Source organism: Xylanibacter rodentium, from assembly GCF_013166575.1.
GTDB lineage: Bacteria > Bacteroidota > Bacteroidia > Bacteroidales > Bacteroidaceae > Prevotella > Prevotella rodentium.
The window spans coordinates 1-2,984 of sequence record NZ_JABKKE010000046.1 but is presented as its reverse complement, the minus strand read 5'-3'; the positions used below and the strand labels follow the sequence as shown (position 1 = coordinate 2,984).

General features: G+C 51.2%; 6 protein-coding genes. All 6 read right to left on the bottom strand.

The features are described 5' to 3' along the window. The coding region (locus HPS55_RS14395) for a DUF6956 domain-containing protein (RefSeq protein ID WP_410543867.1) at positions 1 to 161 on the bottom strand (161 nt) is incomplete at its 3' end. Next, on the bottom strand, positions 101 to 334 hold the full coding sequence (locus tag HPS55_RS13785; RefSeq protein WP_005850444.1) for a DUF3873 domain-containing protein: 234 nt from the start codon (positions 332 to 334) through the stop codon (positions 101 to 103). The genes HPS55_RS14395 and HPS55_RS13785, both read right to left, overlap by 61 nt. A 24-nt stretch (positions 335 to 358) precedes the next feature. Further along, positions 359 to 616 carry a hypothetical protein gene (locus HPS55_RS13780; protein ID WP_172178760.1) on the bottom strand — a complete coding sequence of 86 codons (258 nt, stop codon included), beginning with the start codon at positions 614 to 616 and terminating at the stop codon, positions 359 to 361. 24 nt (positions 617 to 640) lie between these two features. Next, a complete protein-coding gene (locus tag HPS55_RS13775) occupies positions 641 to 1,930 on the bottom strand; it encodes a PcfJ domain-containing protein (protein ID WP_172325080.1) in 1,290 nt (429 codons plus the stop codon). A gap of 2 nt (positions 1,931 to 1,932) precedes the next feature. Beyond that, entirely contained in the window at positions 1,933 to 2,355 is a 423-nt protein-coding gene (locus HPS55_RS13770) for a PcfK-like family protein (protein ID WP_172325078.1), read from the bottom strand. Positions 2,356 to 2,404: 49 nt separating this feature from the next. Further along, positions 2,405 to 2,984, bottom strand: a 580-nt coding sequence (locus HPS55_RS13765) for a hypothetical protein (RefSeq protein ID WP_253947662.1), incomplete at its 5' end; no start/stop codon positions are given.

The window sequence follows — 2,984 nt, the reverse complement described above, 5'->3', positions numbered from 1 at the left end:
TTTAGGGTATCAACTCCCCACGCTTCGGCATCGTCAAAGATGCCGTCCAATACTTTGATAGGCTCGCTGAACTTCACTATCAGCGTTTGATAGGCTGTGTTCATCGGTTGTCCTCCTTTCCATCCTTTGCCGTGAGCCACTTGTCCCGTGCGGCTCGGCACTCGTCCAATGTGGGTTTGACACAAGAGAACAACTCTCCGTCTGTGGGGTGACGGTAGTCGTACTGCACAAGTGTCCGCTTGCGTCTGCCGATACCTAATTGGAAACGCTCGTATTTCTCCGTACCTGCTTCTGTGCAGGTGCTTATTCCGTTGATGGTCATCCGTGTTGCCATAATCGTTGATTTTATTTAGGGTGGTTAAAAATGTACTGACAAAACTCTGTTGCGCATCACCATTTCGGGGTCGCTCGTATAGCGTTGGTGCAGGTAGAAATGGTGGGAGCCGAAGCCGTAAAGGAAAAACCTGTCAAGTTCGTGCTTCTCGGCAAAGTCCTTTACACTCCGTCTTAACTGCTCCTCACTCGTTGCCAGAGTGAGGAGGTTCACAAATTCAAGGAACATCGTGGGGATTTTATCGTCCCACAGACAAACCATGCTTTCAATTCTTACTTCCATACTATTGGGTATTATAGGTTGATACTATGCCGCTTCCATCCGCTGGCGGATAAGGTTCACGTTGCTGTTCACAAGGTTTACAATGCGGTCGTGGTACTCGGTATTGGAATTGTGCAAGCCACGACTTTGCACCACTTCCAATGTCTTCAAGGAAACCTCCACCGTTTCTATGCGCTTGCCGTCAATGGTGGCGGATAGGATAAGGGAGTTCTTTTCAAGGAAATAGGAGTTGGAAAACACGCAATGGTGCAGTTCCGTCCCTTCCGCTGCAAACTCCGCAACGCTCTCCAACACACGCACCTGCAAAGTGCCGTCCGTGAAGGCGATGCCGAAGAATATGCCTTTGAGTTTGCGGTATGCCTTCTCGTGTTTCTTCGCTTGGCGGATGCGTTCCTCCAACTTCTTGCGCTCTATCTCCTTGTTGCGCTTGTGCATAAGTCTGTCGTGTTCGGCTTTTAGGTCGGAGGGGCAAACGTACTTCGGGCTGTTCGTGTCCTTGCCGAAATGCCGCAGGAGGTCTATGGTGTCACGCCACATGGAGCCGTCCGAAATGGTGTAGCCGTTGCGGATACATATCTTTACGGATGCCCAATACCTCTCCATGTCAAAGGAACTGCGGATGTAGTGGCGCAACATGGGGTATTGCCCTGCCTTCAACAGCGTTTCGGCTCGGCTGTCGGAAAGGATAGCCGTGAAAAGGTCGTAAGGCAGTATGTTGTGGTATTCGCCATTGAAGCCGTTGCGTTTCAGCTCGGGGATGAAACGCTGTCGGGGATAGGTGCAGACGGGGTTTATATCGTATGCACGGAGTTTGTTGTTCTTGCGTACCTCCATGTCGCTGTATTCCGCCCATAGGTCGTAGTAAAGTATGGACATTCCACGCAGTCGGGCGATGGTGACGGTTGTGCCTTTTGGCGAAATCCACCTTTGCACCACTTCATAAATGGAATACCCGGCTGCCTGCCCTGCCTTGTATCGGGACTTGACGAAGAAGAAGCGTATCACTTGGTACTGCTTGCAGGTGGTGATGATGCAGAAATACTCGTTCTCGCTGAACACGCTCTTCCGGGTGCGCAACGCTTCCAGCTCCATGCCGCAATGGGGGCAGGTGCATCCGCAAACGGTGTCCGCAAGGTCGTGTTCACTTTTCCACGAATGTCCGCACTCGGTGCAGATGTTCGTGCCGTCCGCCCTCTTGATGGCGTAATGCTTGAAGCAATGGCGGAAAGCGTATGCCCTCTGTGTGGCGGTCAATTTCGGTAGTCGCTCGCTCAATCGTGCGACTTCCTGCTGTATGGGTGTTCTCGGCTTCATAATCAGAAATTGAATAGGTTGGGTTGTTGTACTTCTTGTGCGGTCGCTTTGGTGGCGGTTCTCGGCTTGCTGCGGTTTTGCAACTTGCGGAGTTCTTCCTCTTGGTATCTGCGGACTGCGTTCTGCCGTGCTTCCGCCTTTTCCTCTGCCGTGAGTTCCACAACGTGGTTCACCGCCACTTGGCATTGGATAGGCTTGCCTACCTCTATTTCGTTCTCGTCATAGTAGTGGACGGCTTGCCCGAATATCTCCCCGTCCGTGAAGCCGTTGCAACCGCTCCGCTGCACGTAGTTGAGAATGTAGGTGACGCAATCGTCTATGTTCTTGGCAGGGTTGCGGTAGTTCTTGGCAAAGAGCGTATCTTCCGCCGCACGCTGCTCCAAATACATCTGTATCGTTCTCTTGAAATGGTCTGTTCCTTTCATATCGCTGTCGTTTTATCAGGTCTGTTCCTTTCATATCGCTGTCGTTTTATCAGTTATACATTTTTCCGTTTCCCAAAAACTCGTAGTCGTTGGCTGCGCAACTCTCTTCGAAACTCTCCTCGCTGCACTGAAATTCCATATCGTCACGGCACGACTTGAAGAAGCTGTCAAGGCACTTGTCCATGAGGTCGTACAGAGTGGTTCGGGTGTCGGGTGCTTTCAGAAAGTCGTAGATTGGGCGCAGGATGTCCTCGTCTGCGCAATAGCCTGTCAGTACGCAACAGTTGTCCGTGAATATCCTGCTTTTGCGCCTTTTCTTGTAATTGCCTTTGAGGTAGTAGGTTCTCGGCTTGAATAGGGTGTGCCAATAGTTATTGACGATGTATTTCAGAAGCCGTATGCCGCAGAGTGCCTCTTCCTCTCCGCTGTAACGTGAGGTGAAGCGGTAGGAATAACGGCACGTGTCGTAACTCCAATCGTTCACTTTGACCTTGAACACACTTTCAAATGCTTCCAGCGTGTTGCGGTTGTCGCTGTCCCAACCGTATTCAAAGGTGCGCAACCATTCGTTGTATGCGGTATCTCTCGCTGCTGCGGAGAGTTCGGCTAATTGGAAAAGGTCGTATGTC

Coding starts and splice junctions, on each gene's coding strand:
- HPS55_RS13785 (WP_005850444.1), bottom strand. CDS start 334: ATGGCAACACGGATGACCATCAACGGAATAAGCACCTGCACAGAAGCA.
- HPS55_RS13780 (WP_172178760.1), bottom strand. CDS start 616: ATGGAAGTAAGAATTGAAAGCATGGTTTGTCTGTGGGACGATAAAATC.
- HPS55_RS13775 (WP_172325080.1), bottom strand. CDS start 1,930: ATGAAGCCGAGAACACCCATACAGCAGGAAGTCGCACGATTGAGCGAG.
- HPS55_RS13770 (WP_172325078.1), bottom strand. CDS start 2,355: ATGAAAGGAACAGACCATTTCAAGAGAACGATACAGATGTATTTGGAG.